Origin of the sequence: Thioclava sp. F36-7 (assembly GCF_002020075.1) — a bacterium.
Taxonomy (GTDB): domain Bacteria; phylum Pseudomonadota; class Alphaproteobacteria; order Rhodobacterales; family Rhodobacteraceae; genus Thioclava; species Thioclava sediminum.
On the sequence record NZ_MPZR01000001.1, the window covers coordinates 406,419 to 424,718 of the forward strand.

19 protein-coding genes are annotated in these 18,300 nt (G+C 65.3%); 7 read left to right on the forward strand and 12 right to left on the reverse strand.

The genetic code is table 11. The annotated features are described in order from the left end of the window. Positions 1–7: 7 nt before the first annotated feature. The 3 genes from BMI89_RS01725 to BMI89_RS01735 are packed head-to-tail and all read right to left on the reverse strand — an operon-like array spanning position 8 to position 2,557. Positions 8–766: a 5-oxoprolinase subunit PxpA gene (locus tag BMI89_RS01725; RefSeq protein ID WP_078569587.1), complete on the reverse strand. Its 759-nt coding sequence runs from the start codon at positions 764–766 to the stop codon at positions 8–10. Further along, a complete protein-coding gene (locus BMI89_RS01730) occupies positions 759–1,790 on the reverse strand; it encodes an urea amidolyase (RefSeq protein WP_078569588.1) in 1,032 nt (343 codons plus the stop codon). Before BMI89_RS01730 ends, BMI89_RS01725 begins: the two co-directional genes overlap by 8 nt. Further along, complete coding sequence (locus BMI89_RS01735; RefSeq protein ID WP_078569589.1) at positions 1,787–2,557, reverse strand: allophanate hydrolase subunit 1; 771 nt, start codon at positions 2,555–2,557, stop codon at positions 1,787–1,789. The genes BMI89_RS01730 and BMI89_RS01735 overlap by 4 nt, the downstream gene beginning before the upstream one ends. Before the next feature lie 135 nt (positions 2,558–2,692). Here BMI89_RS01735 and BMI89_RS01740 point away from each other — a divergent pair, with 135 nt between their 5' ends. From BMI89_RS01740 to BMI89_RS01750, 3 genes are all read left to right on the forward strand, one after another. After that, the gene (locus BMI89_RS01740; RefSeq protein WP_078569590.1) at positions 2,693–3,658 is read left to right on the forward strand and encodes a TRAP transporter substrate-binding protein; all 966 of its coding nucleotides are present in this window, start codon (positions 2,693–2,695) and stop codon (positions 3,656–3,658) included. A gap of 86 nt (positions 3,659–3,744) precedes the next feature. Further along, positions 3,745–4,269, forward strand: coding sequence for a TRAP transporter small permease (locus BMI89_RS01745; RefSeq protein WP_078569591.1), 525 nt, complete (start codon positions 3,745–3,747; stop codon positions 4,267–4,269). 3 nt (positions 4,270–4,272) lie between these two features. After that, positions 4,273–5,574 (forward strand): TRAP transporter large permease subunit, encoded by a 1,302-nt coding sequence (locus BMI89_RS01750; RefSeq protein WP_078569592.1) that lies wholly within the window; start codon positions 4,273–4,275, stop codon positions 5,572–5,574. Between the two features lie 19 nt (positions 5,575–5,593). On the opposite strand, the gene BMI89_RS01755 is transcribed toward BMI89_RS01750, so the two are convergent. Next, entirely contained in the window at positions 5,594–6,103 is a 510-nt protein-coding gene (locus tag BMI89_RS01755) for a winged helix DNA-binding protein (protein ID WP_075776310.1), read from the reverse strand. 59 nt (positions 6,104–6,162) lie between these two features. Continuing rightward, on the reverse strand, positions 6,163–6,966 hold the full coding sequence (locus BMI89_RS01760; RefSeq protein ID WP_078569593.1) for a crotonase/enoyl-CoA hydratase family protein: 804 nt from the start codon (positions 6,964–6,966) through the stop codon (positions 6,163–6,165). Positions 6,967–7,115: 149 nt separating this feature from the next. Between BMI89_RS01760 and BMI89_RS01765 the strand changes: the two genes are divergently transcribed. Continuing rightward, a complete protein-coding gene (locus BMI89_RS01765) occupies positions 7,116–8,120 on the forward strand; it encodes an LLM class flavin-dependent oxidoreductase (RefSeq protein ID WP_078569594.1) in 1,005 nt (334 codons plus the stop codon). A 75-nt stretch (positions 8,121–8,195) separates the two neighbouring features. On the opposite strand, the gene BMI89_RS01770 is transcribed toward BMI89_RS01765, so the two are convergent. The 4 genes from BMI89_RS01770 to BMI89_RS01785 form a co-directional block, all read right to left on the reverse strand. Beyond that, a complete protein-coding gene (locus BMI89_RS01770) occupies positions 8,196–9,521 on the reverse strand; it encodes a TRAP transporter large permease subunit (protein ID WP_078539874.1) in 1,326 nt (441 codons plus the stop codon). Further along, on the reverse strand, positions 9,518–10,129 hold the full coding sequence (locus BMI89_RS01775) for a TRAP transporter small permease (protein WP_078569595.1): 612 nt from the start codon (positions 10,127–10,129) through the stop codon (positions 9,518–9,520). The genes BMI89_RS01770 and BMI89_RS01775 overlap by 4 nt, the downstream gene beginning before the upstream one ends. Before the next feature lie 77 nt (positions 10,130–10,206). Beyond that, positions 10,207–11,226 carry a TRAP transporter substrate-binding protein gene (locus BMI89_RS01780; RefSeq protein ID WP_078569596.1) on the reverse strand — a complete coding sequence of 340 codons (1,020 nt, stop codon included), beginning with the start codon at positions 11,224–11,226 and terminating at the stop codon, positions 10,207–10,209. A 24-nt stretch (positions 11,227–11,250) separates the two neighbouring features. Beyond that, a complete protein-coding gene (locus tag BMI89_RS01785; RefSeq protein ID WP_210402126.1) occupies positions 11,251–11,787 on the reverse strand; it encodes a gluconokinase in 537 nt (178 codons plus the stop codon). 108 nt (positions 11,788–11,895) lie between these two features. Here BMI89_RS01785 and BMI89_RS01790 point away from each other — a divergent pair, with 108 nt between their 5' ends. From BMI89_RS01790 to BMI89_RS01800, 3 genes are all read left to right on the forward strand, one after another. After that, a complete protein-coding gene (locus BMI89_RS01790) occupies positions 11,896–12,918 on the forward strand; it encodes a LacI family DNA-binding transcriptional regulator (RefSeq protein ID WP_078569597.1) in 1,023 nt (340 codons plus the stop codon). A gap of 176 nt (positions 12,919–13,094) precedes the next feature. Then, a complete protein-coding gene (locus BMI89_RS01795) occupies positions 13,095–14,135 on the forward strand; it encodes a glycosyltransferase family 4 protein (RefSeq protein ID WP_078569598.1) in 1,041 nt (346 codons plus the stop codon). Positions 14,136–14,300: 165 nt separating this feature from the next. Continuing rightward, positions 14,301–14,876 carry a YSC84-related protein gene (locus BMI89_RS01800; RefSeq protein ID WP_078569599.1) on the forward strand — a complete coding sequence of 192 codons (576 nt, stop codon included), beginning with the start codon at positions 14,301–14,303 and terminating at the stop codon, positions 14,874–14,876. A 103-nt stretch (positions 14,877–14,979) separates the two neighbouring features. Here the strand turns inward: BMI89_RS01800 and BMI89_RS01805 are convergent, their stop codons facing one another. From BMI89_RS01805 to dsbD, 3 genes are read right to left on the reverse strand one after another with little or no spacing between them, the layout of a single operon-like run. Next, entirely contained in the window at positions 14,980–15,594 is a 615-nt protein-coding gene (locus BMI89_RS01805; RefSeq protein ID WP_078569600.1) for a DsbA family protein, read from the reverse strand. Then, positions 15,591–16,343, reverse strand: a complete 753-nt coding sequence (locus BMI89_RS01810; protein ID WP_078569601.1) for a L,D-transpeptidase — start codon at positions 16,341–16,343, stop codon at positions 15,591–15,593. Before BMI89_RS01810 ends, BMI89_RS01805 begins: the two co-directional genes overlap by 4 nt. Further along, complete coding sequence (gene dsbD, locus BMI89_RS01815; protein WP_078569602.1) at positions 16,340–18,265, reverse strand: protein-disulfide reductase DsbD; 1,926 nt, start codon at positions 18,263–18,265, stop codon at positions 16,340–16,342. Before dsbD ends, BMI89_RS01810 begins: the two co-directional genes overlap by 4 nt. Between the last annotated feature and the right edge of the window lie 35 nt (positions 18,266–18,300).

Consider the following 18,300-nt stretch of genomic DNA (forward strand, 5'->3'; position numbering starts at 1 on the left):
ACCTGCCTTAGCCGAAACGCGCGATCTCGAACCCGGCCCCGGTCAGATGCCCGCGCAGAGCGCGCGCCATCGCCAGCGCCTCCGCCCCGTCGCCATGCAGGCAGACAGTGTCGATCTTGCAGGGGATTTCCTTGCCCGACGCGGTCACGATCGCACCCTTGCGCAGCATCGTCTCGATCCGCGCGCCGACCTCTTCGGCGTCATGCAGCACCGCACCGGGTTTCGAGCGCGCCACCAGCGAAGCGTCATCCTCATAGGCGCGGTCGGCGAAAATCTCGCCCGCCCAATTGGCCTGCAGATCGCGCGCGACCTGTTCCATCGCGGTTTGCGGCAGCACGACGAGGATAATGTCGGGCTGCACCTTCAGCGCCGCCGCATAGCAGGCGCGGGCAATCTCGGCATTTTCCGAGGCCATGTTCGACAGCGCCCCGTGCAGCTTGAAATGCCGAACCGCACCACCCGCCGCGCGGGCCATCGCCTGAGCTGCGCCCAGCTGATAGGTCACCAGATTGGTCAGTTCCTCGGCGCTGAGGCTAAGCCGCCGGCGTCCGAAGCCCTGCAGATCGGCAAAGCCCGGATGCGCGCCGATGCCGACATCATTGGCTACCGCCGCGCGCATCGTCTGCGCCATCACATCCGGGTCGCCCGCGTGGAACCCACAGGCGACATTGGCCGAGGAGATCACCTCCATCAGCGCGGCGTCGTTGCCCATCACCCACGGGCCGAAGCTCTCGCCGATATCGGCGTTCAGGTCGATCTTAGCCATTCTCTTCCTCCAACTCGCGCCCTGCCGTCACACCGCTAATCAATTGGTAGCCGAGCAGGTCATGGATGTCGTGCGGATCGCGGATCAGCGGGCGCAGCTTGGCGCGTTGCGCCTGCAGCTGCGCCTCCCAGCGCGGGGTCAGCGCGTCGGCCTCGTCCAGCGTCACCGCTTTGAACTGCAGCTTCGTCCCCGGCGCGGCCTGGGCCACGCGCGGCAGATCGCAGGGCAGCACGGTGCCGATCCGAGGGTAGCCGCCGATGGTCTGGCATTCGGCGAGCAGCACATAGGGCGTGCCCGCGCCGGTCATCTGGATATCTCCCTCGAAGATCACATCCGATGCGAGCCCCTTGGCCTTGTCCGAAGTCAGCGCAGGCGCATCGCTCTCGAGCGCCACGCCCTGACGGTTGCCCTGCCGCGCGCGGATGAATTCGGTCGTGGTGAGACGCGAGAAGGTGGCCTCGTCGAAGAGGCCCGTCTGCGGCCCCGGGATGATCCGCAGCGTTCCGCCCGAGAAACGGTCGTCCTGCGTGAGAACCATCGCGGGCGCATCAGGCTCGGGGTCCACGCCCAGCGGCAGGCGCGCACCTGATTCCAACGCCGATCCGATCCCGGCGGCGAGATGCGCCGAGCGGCTGCCCAGCACTTCGGGCGTCTCGATCCCGCCCGCGAAGGTGAGATAGCCGAACATGCCTGCGCGCGCGGCACCGATCGACAGCACTTCGCCCGGTTCCATTCTGTGGCTCGCGCCCCAGCGCAAGGGGCGCCCGTCAAGCTCCGCCTGCATCGGCGCGCCGGTCAGCGCGATCCGCGAAGGCGACGTGACTTCGAACCGCCCGCCGCTCACCGCCATTTCCAGCGCAGAAAGCGGGCTGCGCGATCCCAGTAGCGCCGCCGCCTCGACCAGTGCCAGCGGATCGACTGCACCACCGCGCGAGATGCCTTGCGCCATGCGTCCGGGGCGGCCCATGTCTTGCACGCTCACGCTTGGCCCGAGGGTGCGCAGGATCACCGATCCGCCGCTCATGACCGCACCTCGCAGCGCGCGCCGCCCATCGGATCGTCCGCTTTCAACAAGGCGGCCATCTCGGTGCCGGAGACCGGCGCGAGGCGAACCTCGTCGCCCGCGTGTAGCGGCACGGGATCGGATTGGTCGGGGCGGAACACATCGAAGGCTGTCCGTGCGATCTGATGCCAGCCGGTGGGCGAGGCATTCGCGAAGAGAACGAGCTGGCGCACCGCCACGCAGAGCGCGCCTTTCGGGACGCGCGGGTTCAGTTCGGACCGGCGTGCGAGATTCCAATGCTCGGGCAGCAGACCGAGATAGGGTTGACCGGGCGCGAAGCCGATGGCGAGAACACTCAGCGGGGTCGCGGTGATCTCGTCGATGGCCGCCTGAGGGGAAAGACCCGCAAGCTTCGCCGCCCCTTCCAGATCGGGGCCGTGGTCGCCCCCGAACGCCACGGGCAGATGCCAGACACGCTGCGCGGGATGCGGCGCGGCGCTCTGCCAATCGGCCTCGGACAGCAGGGTCTCCAGCCGCTCGGCCATCTCGGCTCGCGTTACCGCCTCCGGATCGAAACGCAGCAGAACCGACACGAGGCTCGGGACGATCTCGCGCAGACCGGCCAGATCGCTCTCCGTCACGCGCTGATGAAAGCTTTGCGCCGCCGCAATCGCACGCGGCTCCGCGACCAGCGCGAACCGCACAAGCAGCCCGTTCCCGCCCGCCGGCAAAATCTGCGGCCGATGCGCTTGGGCCGTTCCGGGCCGCAATGCTTCTTCGAGCGTCATGTCAGGGCATCTCCACTGGCTCAGACCGCGATTTTGAAACTTATCGTTGACTTTGATTTCATTTTACTGACAATTTGTCAACGTTATGAAAAGGAGGCGGACACGAATTCCGCCGCGACCCGACAGGAGAGAGATATGATCAGATTTGCTGCAAGCTTCGCGGTTGCGCTGGGGCTGGGCACGGCCGTTCAGGCGCAGACCTGGGACATGCCGACGCCTTATGGCGACACCACCTTCCACACCGTGAACATCCGCGATTTCGCCGAGGACGTGTCAAAAGCGACCGACGGCAAACTGGAGATCAAGGTGCATTCGGCGGGCTCGCTCTTCCCGCATTCCGAGATCAAGAACGCCGTGCGCTCGGGTCAGGTGCCGCTTGGGGAATTCTTCCTCTCGACGCTCTCGAACGAGGATCTGGCTTTCGGCGTCGACAGCCAGCCCTTCCTCGCCACCAGCTACGATCAGGCCGAAAAGCTGTGGGAGGCGCAGAAGCCCGTCATCACCAAGCTTCTCGACAAGCAGGGCCTGATGCCGCTGTTCTCGGTGCCGTGGCCGGCGCAGGGCCTCTATACCAATGGCGAGATCAAGTCCGTGGACGACCTCGCGGGGCTGCGCTTCCGTGCCTATAACCCGGCGCTCGAAGAGTTTGCGACGCTCGCGAAGGCCGCGCCCGTACAGGTCGAAGCGGTCGACATTCCGCAGGCCTTCTCGACCGGTCAGCTGCAGGCGATGATCACCTCGCCCTCGACCGGTGCGAACTCCAAGGCGTGGGACTTCGTCGACACCTACACCAAGATCGACGCCTGGCTGCCCAAGAACATCGTCGTGGTGAACAAGCGCGCCTTCGACCGTCTGAGCGAAGACGAGCAGACCGCGGTGATGGATGCCGCCGCCACCGCGCAGACCCGCGGTTGGGAAATGTCGAAGAAAGAGGCCGCCGAGAAGACCGCCGTGATGAAGGAAAACGGCATGGCGATCGTCGATCCGAGCCCCGAGCTGGAAGAAGGGCTGAAGAAGATCGGTGACGAGATGCTGGCGAGCTGGAAAGAGAAAGCCAGCCCCGACGCGCTTGAGGTTCTCAAGACCTATCAGGGCAACTGAGCCCGCCCGATCCGGCCCTTCCGCGTCCCGCGCGGGAGGGCCTTTTTCGATGCTCATCCCCATTTCAAGCGTTCGGAGCTTTCGCCATGCGTCGCCTGCTCGATCAGGTCTATCTTCTGTCCGGAGGGATCGCGGCCGTCTCGATCCTCGCGATCTGCCTGCTGGTCACGGCACAGGTCGGACTGAACGTGCTCGCCCGTCTGGGTGGCCCCTCCCTCTCCTACACGATCCCCTCCTATGCCGATTTCGCGGGCTACTTCCTCGCAACGGCAAGCTTCATGGCACTGGCCCATACGCTGCGCCACGGCAGCCATATCCGCGTCAATCTGGTACTGACCCGCTTGCCCGCGCGCGGCCAATGGGTGGCCGAGATCGTGGCGCTCGCGCTTGGCTTCGTGGCCAGCGTCTACGCTGTGTGGTTCGCGACCTCGCTGATGCTCGAGAGCCTGCATTACGGCGATATGTCCACCGGCATCGTCGCGATCCCGATCTGGATCCCGCAGTGCACGATGGTGGTGGGGCTGGGCCTTCTGGCGCTCGCCTTCCTCGACACGCTGATCGAGAGCATCCGCGCCAAGCGCCCCGTGCTCGTCGATGATGTTTCGGAGTAAACCATGTCCGATCCAATGACCTTCGCAATTCTTCTGGGGCTGCTTCTGGTGCTGCTTGCGGGCGGCGTCTGGGTGGCGCTGTCGCTGCTGATCGTGGCGCTGGCGGGGCTGGCCTTCTTCTCCGGCGCGCCGACCGGGCTGGTGATGGCGACCACGCTTTGGGGCCACAGCCATAGCTGGCCGCTCGCGGCTCTGCCCCTGTTCATCCTGATGGGAGAAATCCTGCTGCGCTCACGGCTGTCCGAAGATATGTTCTCCGGCCTCGCCCCGTGGCTTGGGCGCGCGCCGGGCCGCTTGCTGCATGTGAACGTGCTGGGCTGCGCGATCTTCGCCGCCGTTTCGGGCTCGTCGGCGGCGACGGCAGCCACGATCGGGCGGATGTCGGTGCCCGAACTCACCCGCCGCGGCTATCCCGAAAGCCTGATCCTCGGCACGCTGGCGGGCTCGGCCACGCTTGGCTTTCTGATCCCGCCTTCGGTGATCCTGATCGTCTATGGCGTCGCGACCGAGCAATCCATCGCGCGCCTCTTCATCGCAGGCATTCTGCCGGGGCTGATGCTGGTGAGCCTGTTCGGCGGCTATGTCGCGCTACGCGCCTGGATGAACCCTGCGTCGATCCCGCGCGAAGACATCACCCTGAACCTGCGCGAGAAGCTGCGCGCGTCGCGTCGCCTGATCCCGATCGTGATCCTGATCGGCGGCGTGATCGGCTCGATCTATACCGGCGTCGCCTCGCCCACCGATGCTGCTGCCGTGGGCGTGGTCTTCTCGGTGATCCTTGCGATGGCGACGGGCAGCTTCCGTTGGCGCGACTTCAAGGAGGCGCTGTTCTCGGCCACCCGCACCAGCGCAATGATCGCCTTCATCCTGCTGGCGGCCTCGGTGCTGTCGGTCTCGATGGGCTTCACCGGCATCCCGCGCAACCTTGCGGCGTGGATCGGCACGTTCGGGCTGTCGCCCACGGCCCTGCTGGCGGTGCTGACGGTGTTCTTCATCCTGCTGGGCTGTTTCCTCGACGGGATCTCGGTCGTGGTGCTCACCACCTCGATCATCCTGCCGATGGTGGAAACCGCCGGGATCGACCCGCTCTGGTTCGGCATCTACCTCGTGCTGGTCGTCGAGATGAGCCAGATCACCCCGCCCGTGGGCTTCAACCTCTTCGTGATACAGGGCCTGACAGGCTACAACATCCTCAAGGTCGCCCGCGCGGCGCTGCCCTTCTTCGGGCTGCTGTTGCTGGCGGTCCTGCTGATTACGCTGGTCCCGGGGATCGTGACCTACCTGCCCTCACTGATGGGCAACTGAGCCAACGACCCGCGCGGCCTCAGAGCGAAGAGGCCGCGCGGCTCGCCTGATCGTAATAGCCCGACAGTACGCGCAGGGCCGAGGCGATCTCACGCAAGTCTTCCCCAGCCATGCCGCCTTTCTGGATCGGCTCGAGCAGGCATTCCTCGCGTACTTTGCGATAGCGTTCGCACAGTTCGCGCCCGCTTTCCGAGGTGCGGTAGAACACTTCCTTGCCGCGCTTCTCGGAATCCAGCAGCCCCAGCTTCAACAGCTTGCGCAGCGCATAATTGACCGTATGCGTGTCCTCGATATTGAGCAGGAACGTGATGTCGTTGAGCCGCTTTTCGCGGTCGCGGTGATTGGTGTTGTGCAGCACGAGGATTTCGAGCGGCGACAGCTCCATCCCCGAGGCCGCCATGCAGCGCTGCATCCATCGCGCGAAGGAGTTGTAGGCGATGATCATCCCATATTCGAATTCCGAGGCTTCCCAGCCCGGCCCTTCGGCCAGATGGCGGGACGAGACGATGCGGCGTTCTCCTGCGGGCATGAGCGGCACTCTCCTTTCGTGCGTTTACGCCCTCACCTTATAGACATTTCGCTGACATTCTATCCTTGAGAGAAATTCGGCGCGCGCTTTTGCAGGTTCGCCATCACCATTTCCATCTGCGCGGGGCCACCGATGATCTCCGCCTGCAACTCGGCCTCCAGTGCCAGCCCATCGCCGGGCGGCATCGTCCATGCCTGCTCCACCAGCGCCTTGCTCGCCGCCAGCGCCTCAGGGGAGCGCAGGGTGAATTCGGCGGCCATGTCGCGCGCCGCTTGCAGCGGGGCCTCGGCCACGCGCGTGATCAGCCCAAGCCTCTGCGCCTCCTCGGCCTCCAGCACCCGACCGGTCATCATCAGCTCTTTCGCGACGTCGGCGCGGGTCAGTTTCGGCAGGCTCTGCGAGATGCCCATATCGGGGATCAGCCCCCATTTCGCCTCCATGATCGACAGCCGCGCATCGGGCGCAGCGATCCGGAAATCCGCGCCAAGAGCCAGCTGCATCCCAGCCCCGAAGGCCACGCCCTCGATCGCGGCGATCACCGGCACGGGCAGCTGCGCCCATCGCGTCACCGGGCGCTGGAAACGGTTCGCGCCCTGCGCATCGCGCTCGGCCATCTGCGTCTTTACGCCCGCCAGATCGGCCGCGAAGCTTTGCATCACGGTCAGGTCGAGCCCGGCCGAGAAACAGCCGCCTGCGCCGCTCAGGATCACCGCGCGCAGGCCTTTTTTCTGCGACAGGTTCTGTGCCGCGTCAGCCAGCGCGTCGAACATCTCCAAGGTCCAGGCGTTCTTCTTTTCGGGGCGATTGAGGGTCACCTCCGCCACGCCTTGCGCGCTTACCGAAATCTGCACCGGGTCGGCCATGTCCATCCTCCTCGCTTGGCTTTGCGCACTATGCAGACCCGCCGCCCCCTCGCAAAGCGGAACGCGGGGTCATAAGTCAGGGATCAACTGCCGCGCGGCGTTGGACAGCTCTGCGCGGCGCGCTAGCTCTGCCCCGACGGAGGTTCCCCATGCAGCAATTCTCACTTCTCGATCTGTCGCCCGTGCCCGAAGGCAAGACCGCAGCCGATGCGCTCGCGGGAACGGCCGATCTGGCCCGGATGGCCGAAGACGCGGGCTATCACCGCTTCTGGCTGGCCGAACATCACAACATGCCCGGCATCGCGAGTGCCGCGACCTCGGTTCTCATCGGCCATGTCGCCTCGGTGACCAAGACGATGCGCGTCGGCGCGGGCGGTATCATGCTGCCCAACCACGCGCCGCTCGTGATCGCCGAACAGTTCGGCACGCTCGCCACGCTCTATCCCGACCGGATCGACCTCGGTCTAGGCCGCGCGCCCGGCACCGATGGCGGCACCGCCCGCGCCCTGCGCCGCAACATGTCGCCCGAGGACACGTTCCCCGCGGACGTACAGGAGCTGCTCGCCTATTTCAGCGACGAGGCAGAGAATTTCCGGGTGCGCGCCATTCCGGGCGCAGGCACCCACGTCCCGATCTGGATCCTCGGCTCGAGCCTCTACGGCGCGCAGCTTGCCGCGTATCTCGGCCTGCCCTATGCCTTCGCGTCGCATTTCGCGCCCGACATGCTGGGCGATGCGCTCGACATCTACCGCCGGAGCTTCCGCCCGTCGGCCCATCTCGACAAGCCTTACGCGATGATGGCCGCCGGGGTCTTCGCCGCCGACACGGATGAGGAGGCGCAATATCTGCGCTCGTCTCAGGTGCTGGCCTTCGCGCGGCTGCGCTCGGGCATGCCAGGCAAGCTGCCGCACCCGACCGACGATCTCTCGGAAGTGCCGCCGCAGATGATGGTTCAGGTGCAGCGCGCGCTGTCCTGCTCGGCCACGGGTTCCAAGGACAAGGTGCGCGATGATCTGGCGCGCCTGATCGCGCAATACGAGCCCGACGAGCTGATGGTGACCGGGATGATCCACGACGCGGATGCGCGTCAGAAGTCCTTCAAGATCGCCGCCGAAGTCCTGAGCGAGTTTCGCGAGCAACCCGCGGCGGCCTGAGGCACGGCGCGACACTCAGACATACAAAGAGGCGGGCCCGAAAGCCCGCCTCTTTTCGTTTCAATCCGTTTCGCTTCAGTGCCCGGTGATCGCCGGGAAGGCCACCAGCAGCCCCACCGCGAAGATCTGGATCGCGATGAAGGGCAGCAGCGAGCGGAAGATCTCGCCCAGAGAGATGTCCTTCGGTGCGACCGATTTCAGGTAGAACGCGGCTGGCCCGAAGGGCGGCGACAGGAAGCTCACCTGCATGTTCATCGCGAAGACCACGCCGAACCAGACCGGATCGTAGCCGAGGTCTTTCACGATCGGCACGAAGATCGGCATCGTCAGAAGCGCGATCCCCACCCAATCGAGGAACATGCCGAGGAAGAACAGGATCGCCATCATCGTCAGGATCACGATGATCGGGGTGTCCGAGACGCCTTTCAGCAGCGACGAGACAAAGTCGATCCCGCCCATCAGGTTGAACACGCCGACCAGAGCCGAGGCGCCGATACCGATCCAGACGATCATCCCGCAGGTCGCGAGCGTCTGCAGCGCCGCCCCTTTGAGCATCGAGAGCGTCAGCTCGCCCCGGATGATGGTAGAGAGCATCACGCCCGCCACACCGAGCGCCGAAGCCTCGGTCACCGAGGCGATCCCGCCATAGATCGAGCCCAGCACGAAACCGATCACCAGAACCGGCAGGACGAGCCCCTTCAGCAGCTTGATCTTCTCGGACCACGGGCGGTCGTCAGGCTCCGGCATGGGCGCCAGATCGGGGTTAAGCTTCACGCGGATGATCACGAAGATCACGTAGAAAGCCGCGAGCATGAAGCCCGGGATGAAGGCCGAGGTGAAGAGGTCACCGATGGAGACGTTTGCGGTCAGGCCGTAGATGATCAGAACGATCGACGGTGGCACCATCGTACCGAGCGAGCCGCCCGCGCAGATCACGCCGATGGCGAGCTTGCGGTCGTAGCCCTGACGGATCATCTGCGGCAGGGCCAGAAGGCCCAGCAACACGATCTCGCCGCCGATGATGCCCGACATTGCCGCGAGGATGACCGAGACGAAGATCGTCTGCACCGCGACTGCGCCGCGCATCCGGCCGCCGACGAGCTTCATCGCCTCGAACAGATCGCGCGCGATGCCGGATCTGTCCAGAAGCGCCGCCATCATCACGAACATCGGCACCGAGACGAAGACGAAACTCGAGACGAAGGAATAGACGCGGCTGGTGATCAGCGGCACCGCCATCGGCCCGAACCAGCCAAGCGCGAAGATCAGCGCGACCAGCAGCGTCACGAAAGCCAGCGGCATGCCGGTCAGCAGCAGACCGATCAGCAGCGCGAAAAGAAGAACCGTGCCGTAGCCGATGCCCAGCGCAGAGAGGTCGAAACTCAGAAGATGTTCGATCATTTACCCGCCTCCGATGCGAAGGCGCCGCGCAGGTAGTTCACCGCCATGATGATGAATTGCACAACCATGAGGCAGAGCACCACGAGAAGGAAAATCTTGAGATAGGCCGGGAATGGAGGATCCCAGGCGCTGCCCGAGGTTTCGAAATGGACATCGCCACCGGGGCGGAAGGTCGCCTTCATCACCATGCCGTAGGCGGCCCAGGCGAAGAAGCCGGCCGCGAAGAGGCAGATCAGCGAGATGATCGCGTCGAGGATGCGCTTCGCCCGGCCGGTGACCTTGTCGTAGATCAGCACGACGCGGATATGGCTGTTGCGCACGACGCAGTAGAGCCCGCCATAGACGAAGGCCATCGCGCAGAGGAAGATCGTCGTCTCATGCGCCCAGATCGTCGGGCTGTCGAAGCCGTAGCGCAGCACGACCTCGTTCAGAAGGATCAGCGCGGAGGCGATGATGCCGAGCGCGAAGACGATGCCCACCGCGTTGATCGCGCGGCCGAGGATGCCCGCCTCGGGGATGGTCGCCGCCTCGTCCTCGGTCTGCACCGGTTCCGGCGTGTGCGGATCATGTGCGGGGTGATCCACCCCGTTATTCTCGGGTTGTGACATTGCAAAAACCGCTGCTGTCAGGAAACTGGAAAAGATGCGGGGCCGCGATCGCAGCCCCGCACCGATAGGATATCAGATCAGAGAAGGTTGTTCTTCTTCAGGTAGTCGGTCAGGACGTCATAGACGTGCTGCGCCTTGTCCGACTTCTTGGCAACCTTTTCCCACTGGGTAATCGCGATGCGGCGGAACTTGGCGCGCTCTTCATCCGACCAGTCGTGGATGTGGATCTTGCCGCCTTCTTCAGCCTTGGCCACGGCCTTCTTGTCGGCCTCTGCGAGGTCGCTGACTTCCTTGTCCGCGAATTGCTTCACCGACTCTTCGAAGGCTTTCTGCAGCTCGGGCGAGAGCGACTCCCATTCCTTCTTGTTCATCGCGACGCCCACGAGCGGCATCGAGTGGAAGCCCGGATAGACCGGGTTCGGCGCGATGTCGTTGAGGCCCTGCGCCTGGTTGGTCGAGAACACGGTGTAGTCAGCCGCGTCGATCACGCCCTTGTCGAGCGCGGTGTAGACTTCCGAGCCCGGCAGGTTCACCGGAGCCGCACCCGCCGCAGCAAAGACGTCCTGCACGAGACCTTCCGGCGCGCGCATCTTCAGACCCTTCAGGTCCGCCACGCCGTCGAGCGGCACTTTCGAGACGAGCGACTCGAGGCCCGTCGTGGTCGAGCCGACGTAGTGCAGGCCATAGGGCTGGAACAGGTCGTTCGCGAGTTGCTGTCCACCGCCATTGTTCATGAAGTCGAGAAGCTGATCGGTGCTCGACCATGCGCCGACCGGGTTACCCAGCAGCGAGAAGGCCGGGTCTTTCCCCGCGAAATAGGAGATGTCGGTCACGATGCCGTCGATGATGCCGGCACCGGTGGCGTCGAGCGTCTCGTTATGCTCGACGACGGAGCCAACGGGCATCATCTCGACCTGAATCTGGTTGTCGGTGCGCTCCGCGAGGTCCTTCGCCCAGTTCTGCTGCAGTTCGAAGTTCGGGTTACCCGCCGGGTCCGAGCTCTGGAACTTGTACTTGTGGGTTTCGGCATTCGCAGCGCTGGCCAGCGCCACGACGGCGACGCTCGCGAGGGCGATTTTACGGATCGGTTTCGTCATGGTGTCCTCCCTTAAAAGACGAAATCAAACTTGAGGAGCCGTGAGGCCCCAGGCGTTCAATATCTGCGCACAAAGCGCCTCTGGCGCTTCGCGGATATCGCAGCTCAGCGGGGCCTCGTCGGGCCCCGGCATTTCCAGATCGGCCAGCTGACTGTCGAGCAGCGCGATCGGCATATAGTGGTTTTCCCGCGCGGCCATCCGCTCGGCGATCAGGTCGCGCGGCCCGGTGAGATGCGCGAGATGCATCACGCCGAGACTCTGGCGCAGGCGGTCCCGGTACGAGTGCTTGAGCGCCGAACAGGCGAAAACGACCGTCCTGCCGTCGCGCCCCGCCTCGATCACGCCCTTCGCCACGAGGTCGAGCCAGTCCCAGCGCATCTCGTCGTTGAGCGGCAGACCGGCGGCCATATGCGCAACATTCTCGGGCGGATGGAAATCGTCAGCATCGAGGAACACGCCGTCCACCGCTTGCGCCACGCGCTGCGCCACCGTCGTCTTGCCGGTGCCGCAAACGCCCATCACAAGGACCGGTGTCGCGTTTGCGCTGCTGCTGTTTACCATCTTGCCTTACCGGGTTCGCAGGTGTTTCTTGGACACAGAGGCGTAATGTAAGCGGTTACATTCGTCAATCGCCCTTTTAAAAAAGGGGTGCGATCATGGGGAGGGGCAATGAATAAAAACAATGTAAACAAATCAGTTACGATGCGCGACGTCGCCGATCATGTCGGTGTAAGCGTTGCCACTGTTTCGCGCACCCTGCGCAATCCCGAGGTCGTCTCGCCGGCGGTGCGGGACAAAATCGCCGCCGCAATCGAATCGCTCGGCTACCTGCCGGACCCTGCGGCCCGCGCCCTCGCGTCGACACGGTCGGACATTATCGGGGTGATCCTGCCCTCGGTGTCGAACAACGTCTTCGCCGATGTGATGGACGGGATCTACTCGGCGGTCGAGGGCACGCATCATTCGGTCCAGCTCGGCTATTCGCGCTACGCGCCGCTGTCGGAAGAGAACCTGATCCGCGTCTTCCTGCGCCAGCGCCCCGCCGGGCTGATCGTGGCCGGGGTTGACCAGACCGAGGCCGCGCAGGCGTTGTTGCGCGAGGCGGGCTGTCCGGTGGTGCAGATCATGGAGACCGGCAGCAACCCCTATGACCGGATGATCGGGTTCTCGCATTACGATGCCGCCCGCGCCGCCACCGCGCATCTGATCGCGCAGGGCTATCGCCGCCCCGGTTTCTTGGGCGCGCGGATGGATCCGCGCACGCAGCGCCGTCTGCACGGGTTCCGTGACGAGCTGCGTGCGCATGGCATCGAAGAAGGGAAACGCATCCAGACGACCACCCGCCCCTCCTCTGTGACGCTGGGCAGCCATCTCCTCGCGCAACTAATGGATCTCGCCCCCGAGACCGACGCGATCTTCTGCATCAATGACGACCTCGCTCTTGGTGCGATGTTCGAAGCGCAGCGCCGCAACCTGCGCATTCCCGACGATCTGGGCATCTGCGGGTTCAACGACATGGAGATGATGGCCGCCGCGGAGCCCTCGATTTCCTCGGTGCGCACCTTCCGCCGCGAAATGGGCGAAGGCGCGGTGCAATTGATCCTCGATGCGCTGTCGGGGAGTGCGGCGCAGGAAAAGGTCGTCGACCTCGGCTTTCAGATCATCCAGCGTCGATCCACACGCGGGCACTGAGCGGGCTGATGGCGCTGACCGCCTCGACCCCTGATTAAGGAATGCTCTGGAGTTCGGTCGTTCTCCTCGCCCTCGTGGCGGTTGCGGCCTATCTCGGAATTGAGCGGGTCGAGCGCGTGGTGCTGCGCCGCTACGGGGCCGAGCAACGCGCCAGATAAGATCGGGAGAGACATGACATGACGCCAGCCGTTTTCGCCATTCCGGGGGATATCACGCAACTGACCGGCGGGTTCATCTACGAGCGCAAGCTGCTCGAGGCGCTGCGGGCCGAGGGTCGCCGCGTGGAGCATCTGGAACTGCCGCCCGGCTTCCCCGATGCGACGCCCGAGGAGACCAAGACCGCGCGCCGCCAACTGACCGCCGTTCCCGCGGAGGTGCCGGTGATCCTCGACGGGCTGGTCTTCGGGTCTATCGACCCGGAGGTGCTCGACGCGATGTCCGCGCCCGTGGTGGCGATGCTGCACCATCCGCTTGGGCTCGAGACCGGGTTGACCGAGGACCGCGCGCGTCATCTCCTGACACGTGAGGCGGAGAACCTGCGCCGCGCCGCCCATGTCGTCGTGCCCAGCCCGCATACCAGCGCCATCCTACAAAAGGAGTTCGGCGTCGCCCCGGAGCGGATTTCGATCGCGCTTCCGGGCTTCGACCGTCCGCCGGCGATGGAGAGCGCGAAACCCACGCCACCGCTGATCCTCGCGGTCGGGCTATTGGCGCCGCGCAAGGGGCATGACGTGCTGATCGACGCCTTGGCCGAGATTGCCGATCTGGACTGGCGCGCGCAGATCGTGGGCAGCGCGCAGGACCCGGAAGTCGCCGATGCGCTCGCGGCGCGGATCGCGCGGCTCGGGCTGAGCGAGCGGGTGCAGCTTGCCGGACGGATGGAGCGCGACGCTCTGAATGCAGCCTATCGCGAGGCTTCGATCTTCGCGCTTGCGACGCGCTACGAGGGCTACGGGATCGTCTTCGGCGAGGCGATGCTGCACGGGCTCCCCATCGTCACCTGCCGCACGGGCGCGGTGCCCGACACGGTGCCGCCCGATGCCGGGATTCTCGTGCCTGTGGACGCGCATCTCGACTTCGCCGAGGCACTGCGACAGCTTCTCCAAGACGCGGATCTTCGGGAGCGAATGGGCGCGGCTTCGGCGGTGGCGGGGACCGCCCTGCCGGATTGGCGCGACACAGCGGCGATCATGGGGTCGGTGCTGGACAGCCTCTGAGCTGCACCGAAAATCAGGCGATTTCGCCTCTTCCTTCCGGGCGCGCGAATTCACGGATCGCGCCTTCGGTTCCGACACGATTATTTGCCCTATGTGATTGATCCGAAAAGGAACGTGCGGCGTGCGGGGCCGTTTCATTTTCGTAATTTCAAAAGGAGGCATCTCATGAAATCCAAGACCCGCACCCTAACCGCTGGTATCGCCGCAACCTTGATGGGCACGATGGCGCTCGCTGCATCGCCCGCCAATGCGATGGACCACGCGAAAGGCGTCAAGCCGCGTCCGGATCTCGACAAGCACGTCGCTGCAGCACTGCAGCAATGCGCCAGCCTCCAGGAGACCTGCCAGCAAGTCGCGACCAATTCCGCAGCCGTTCTGGTCTTCCCCGAAGTGACCACGGTCGACCTCGGCATTGGCGGTTCGGGCGGCTCCGGCGCGCTGATCGAGAACGGTAAGGTTCAGGGCTATTACGACATCGGCAAGGCCTCGGTCGGCCTCCAGCTCGGCGCCAAGCAGGCAAGCCAAATCTACGTCTTCCCGACCAAGAAATCGGTCAGCGAAGTCGAAAACGGCGGCGAATGGCATGTCGGCGCGGGCGCGGGCATCACCGTCGTCAACGCCAATGCGACCGCGAATGTCGAGACCGGCAAGCCGCGCGTCTATGTCTTCGACAGCTCGGGCCTGAACGGCGGCGCGAAGGTCAGCACGCTGCGCATCTGGAAAGACGGCGACAACAGCTGATCGCAGGCGTCTTCCCCGTCTAGGGTAGGCCCGCGATGAGAATGGCCCCGGGGTTTGCTTCACCCCCGGGGCCTTTTGTTTGTCCGGCGAAGTCGCGCGCGGCTCAGGCCTGGCGCGCATCGCTGATCGCCTTGCGCAGCGTGTCGGCATCGACCGCGCCGGGATAGACGTCGCGCCCGACGATATAGGCGGGCGTGCCACGCAGCCCGATCGCCACCGCCTGCGCATCATTGCGCGAGAGCAGCGCGTCGATCTCCTTGCGGTTGGCCTTGTAGCCCGCCATCGCCTTCTCCGGATCGACACCGGCCTCGGAGAGCGTCTTCTCGATCAGGTCGTTCGACAGCTTTCCTTGCGTCGCCATCAGCGCCTCGAGGCCCGCTTCGTATTTGCCCATGCTCTGCGCGCCCAGCACGAGCTGCGAGGCGTAGACCGAAGGCGCACCGAAGATCGGCCAATCCTTCATCACGACGCGCAGATTGCCGTCTTCCTTCGTCACCTTCTCGACCACCGGGTGGTTCGATTTGCAGTAGGGACACTGGTAGTCGAAATACTCGACCAGAGTGATGTCGCCATCCGGGTTGCCAAGCGCGGGCGCTTTGGGGTCGTGGAACACGGCTTCGGGCGAAATGTCGGCCTGCGCGAGGCTCGCCGTCGGCAGGATCAGCGTGGAGCCCGCGGCGAAGCCTGCTAGGGTGAGGAAATTCCGGCGATCGATCATGTATCGTCTCCTGTGGTTTGGGGGAAATCTTTGGGCGTGTAGGGAACGGGCGGCAGCGGCTGGCCCGGCGGCACCGTGCCCTTGCCGCTTTGCGCACGGGTCAGCACCACGACATCGGTGCCGGAACGGACGCGATCGGCGAGGTCGATGATGTCCTGATTGAACAGCCGGATGCAGCCTGCCGAGGTCGCCTTGCCGATGGAACTGTCATCCATCGTTCCATGAATGCGGTAGAACGTATCCTTGTTCCCGCGGTGAATGTAGAGCGCCCGCGCACCCAAGGGATTGTCCAACCCGCCGTCGAGCCCATTCTTGACCGGCCCGTAAAGCTCGGGGTCTTCCTTGATCATGCTTTGCGTCGGCGTCCAGCTCGGCCAGTCGCGCTGATAGGGGATATGCCCCTCCCCGGAAAAGCCGCGCCCGTCCTCGCCCACGGCGACCGTGTAGCGCAGTGCGCGGTTGTTCTTCTGCACGAGGTAGAGCTTGCGCGCCCAAGGGTCGACGACGATCGTGCCCGGCGGCTCGTCGGTCCAGTAATCGACTTCCTGACGGGCTTTCTCTTCGCTGAGAAGTTTCGGATCCACCGCCGGGATCGTGCGCCCGTCATCCTCCATCGCGCCGTAGATCGCCTTCACGCGCGCACTGAGCTGCGGCGCTTGCGGCGCGGGTTGCGGGGCCGGGCTGGGAGGCTCGGGCGCGCAGGCCGCGAGGGCGATCAGCGCGAGAGGGGCGAAGCGGATAAGGGTCATTGAGCGATCTCCGAAAGCGAGGTCGTGAGTTTCGGCGCGGTCACATCCCCGATCAGCCGGGTGCCCTGCGCCTCCGAATGGTCGGGGCTGAGGAAGATCAGCGTCGGCGGGCCGATCACGCCCAACTGCTTGAGAAGCGCCTGCTGCGGCGCGCCGGTCTTGGTCACATCGACCGCGATGGGCGTGACGTGGCGCAGCGCCGCCTGCACCTGCGGGTCGGGGATCACCTCGCGCGCGATGGTGGCGCATTCGGTGCACCATTCGGCCGTGGTGATCAGCATCACCGGCTCGTCCTTCGCGGCGTTCAGCGCAGCATCGAGCGCCTCGGGCGTCTCGACATGGGTGAAGTCATCCTCCGTCAGCACCTCCGACGTGGCGGCCATGACTGTCTGGCCTGCGGTGAAGGGTGCAAGCGGCCGCAGAGGATCGGCGGCGCCGCTCGCCGCGCCGATACCTTCGAGCGCACCGGCCAGCAGCGCCGCGACACCCAGTGCGCCGCCCACGCGGCGCAGGCCCGAGCTTTCCGGTCCGAACCGGTCGCGACCACCGAGGGCCACGCCCGCGCCGATCAGCAGCAGCGCCCAGAGCGCGAGGATCGCGGGCCCCGCGACGACGCGGCTCAAGAGCCAGATCGCCACGCCAAGGAAGACGAAGCCAAAGGCGCGGTTCACGCCGACCATCCATTCGCCCATGCGCGGCAGAATCGCCGAGCCGAAAAGCCCCACGGCCATCAGCAACACGCCCTGCCCCAGCCCCAGCGCGAACAGCGCCGAGGCCCCGAGTCCCGCATCGCCCGTCTGCGCGATATAGAGGAAGGCCCCTGCCAGCGGGGCTGTCACGCAAGGCCCGACGATCAGCGTCGAGGTGAAGCCGAGGATTGCCGCCCCCGCGAGCGTACCGCGCGGCCCCTGCACGGAGCTGACCCTGTTGGTCAGCGCCTGCGGCAGGCGCAGTTCGAACAGGCCGAAAGAGGACAGCGCGAGGACGGCGAACAGCAGCGCCAGCGCGATCACCGTCGCAGGCGCCTGCATCAGGAATTGCAGGTTCTGCCCAGACCATGCCGCCACAATGCCGAGAAGCCCGAAGGCCACCGCCATCGCCAGCACATAGGTCCCGGTCAGCGCCAACCCGCGCGCGGGTGTCAGGTCCTTGCCTTGCGCGCCGAGCATCCCGGCCACGATCGGCACCATCGGCAGCACGCAAGGGGTGAAAGCCAGAAGCAGACCGAAGCCGAAGAAGGACGCCACCACCAGCGCCCAGCCGCCTTTCGCCGCGATCCCCGCGACGAGGCCATCATCGAAAGTGAGGTTCAGGCTGTTTCCGCTCCCTTCGGAGGCGGATGCGGGAGGCGTGGGAGTATCAGCCTCGGAACGCGCAGTTGGCGCGGAGGACGCGTCGCTCTGCGCATAATCCGGCACTCCGGCGGCTTGGTTCGATTGCGCCGCGCCGGATGCCGAGGCAGTCGCAGCCCCGCCCGGCGGCACGATCTCGCGGCTTTGCGGCGGGTAGCAGAGACCCTTTTCCTCGCAGCCCTGCCAGTGCAGCGTGAACGGGCCGGTGATGTCGCTCACCACGGCCTCGGTGTGATCGTGCCAGACCTCGACCGTGCCGAAATTCGGATCGTCCTTCATCTCGCCCGGCTGCGTCTCGATCACCGGCGCGTCGTCCTCGGCGCTGACCGTCAGATGCTCGCGATAGAGGTAATAGCCCGGCGCGATATCGAAGGAGACCGCGAGCGTCCCGTCATCCTGCCACGCGGTCTCGACCTGAAACGCCTCTTCAGGCGACAGCGGACCGCTGCCCCCCTTGGGCTTCAGAAGATCGAAGCTCTGCGCCGCAGCGAGGCCGGGCAGTAGCAGCGAAATCAGAAACACGCCCCAGAGGGCGCGCAGCGATAGACGGGAAAGAGCCTTTGCGTTCATGTTGGCCGGATCGCGGGCGAAGCTTAAGTCAGTCT

Coding starts and splice junctions, on each gene's coding strand:
- BMI89_RS01725 (WP_078569587.1), bottom strand. CDS start 766: ATGGCTAAGATCGACCTGAACGCCGATATCGGCGAGAGCTTCGGCCCG.
- BMI89_RS01730 (WP_078569588.1), bottom strand. CDS start 1,790: ATGAGCGGCGGATCGGTGATCCTGCGCACCCTCGGGCCAAGCGTGAGC.
- BMI89_RS01735 (WP_078569589.1), bottom strand. CDS start 2,557: ATGACGCTCGAAGAAGCATTGCGGCCCGGAACGGCCCAAGCGCATCGG.
- BMI89_RS01740 (WP_078569590.1), top strand. CDS start 2,693: ATGATCAGATTTGCTGCAAGCTTCGCGGTTGCGCTGGGGCTGGGCACG.
- BMI89_RS01745 (WP_078569591.1), top strand. CDS start 3,745: ATGCGTCGCCTGCTCGATCAGGTCTATCTTCTGTCCGGAGGGATCGCG.
- BMI89_RS01750 (WP_078569592.1), top strand. CDS start 4,273: ATGTCCGATCCAATGACCTTCGCAATTCTTCTGGGGCTGCTTCTGGTG.
- BMI89_RS01755 (WP_075776310.1), bottom strand. CDS start 6,103: ATGCCCGCAGGAGAACGCCGCATCGTCTCGTCCCGCCATCTGGCCGAA.
- BMI89_RS01760 (WP_078569593.1), bottom strand. CDS start 6,966: ATGGCCGACCCGGTGCAGATTTCGGTAAGCGCGCAAGGCGTGGCGGAG.
- BMI89_RS01765 (WP_078569594.1), top strand. CDS start 7,116: ATGCAGCAATTCTCACTTCTCGATCTGTCGCCCGTGCCCGAAGGCAAG.
- BMI89_RS01770 (WP_078539874.1), bottom strand. CDS start 9,521: ATGATCGAACATCTTCTGAGTTTCGACCTCTCTGCGCTGGGCATCGGC.
- BMI89_RS01775 (WP_078569595.1), bottom strand. CDS start 10,129: ATGTCACAACCCGAGAATAACGGGGTGGATCACCCCGCACATGATCCG.
- BMI89_RS01780 (WP_078569596.1), bottom strand. CDS start 11,226: ATGACGAAACCGATCCGTAAAATCGCCCTCGCGAGCGTCGCCGTCGTG.
- BMI89_RS01785 (WP_210402126.1), bottom strand. CDS start 11,787: ATGGTAAACAGCAGCAGCGCAAACGCGACACCGGTCCTTGTGATGGGC.
- BMI89_RS01790 (WP_078569597.1), top strand. CDS start 11,896: ATGAATAAAAACAATGTAAACAAATCAGTTACGATGCGCGACGTCGCC.
- BMI89_RS01795 (WP_078569598.1), top strand. CDS start 13,095: ATGACGCCAGCCGTTTTCGCCATTCCGGGGGATATCACGCAACTGACC.
- BMI89_RS01800 (WP_078569599.1), top strand. CDS start 14,301: ATGAAATCCAAGACCCGCACCCTAACCGCTGGTATCGCCGCAACCTTG.
- BMI89_RS01805 (WP_078569600.1), bottom strand. CDS start 15,594: ATGATCGATCGCCGGAATTTCCTCACCCTAGCAGGCTTCGCCGCGGGC.
- BMI89_RS01810 (WP_078569601.1), bottom strand. CDS start 16,343: ATGACCCTTATCCGCTTCGCCCCTCTCGCGCTGATCGCCCTCGCGGCC.
- dsbD (WP_078569602.1), bottom strand. CDS start 18,265: ATGAACGCAAAGGCTCTTTCCCGTCTATCGCTGCGCGCCCTCTGGGGC.